We start from the raw sequence: 533 nt of genomic DNA on the forward strand, positions 1-533 counted from the left end.
ATATCAAACAGAACTGCATTTGCCGAGTCTAGCTGCGCAATTTGTTCAACTAAAGAGGCTACAGTATAAGACTTTCCTGAGCCAGTACTACCGGCAATGACAGCATGGCGTTGAAACAACTTATTACCATCTAACCAAGCTTTCGCATTATCATTGATCGTATAAGTTCCTATGAACAAAGGATTTTTAGCATCTGCGTTACTTTGGGATATTACCCCCATAAAATTAGTCAGAGTTACATCATCCATAATAAAACAGTCAGCATCAATTTCTGGTACTGACTCTAAAGTACGCTTGAATTGGTTAGTACTTAGTCCAATTTTATCAAAAAACGTTCCGATTAAAGTTATTTTGACGATATCGTTAGAACGAGAATCCTCGTCATTATTTGGATCTATTTCCTCATCAAATTTTCGCATAATCTTAACAACTAAACCAATAAGATGCTGACCACGTTTAGATGCACGAATGACTACAAGGTGATTAACTTGTAATTTTGAAAGCATATCACTTCTATTGACCTTCACTACCAC

The 533-nt window shown here is 36.2% G+C and carries 1 protein-coding gene; it reads right to left on the reverse strand.

Annotated features, from left to right (window positions below):
- Positions 1-533 (reverse strand): helicase HerA domain-containing protein (locus AC1DWB_RS37145; protein ID WP_477546026.1); only part of this gene is annotated, 533 nt, incomplete at both ends.

It is taken from the genome of Paenibacillus sp. P4_E11 (assembly GCF_056401635.1).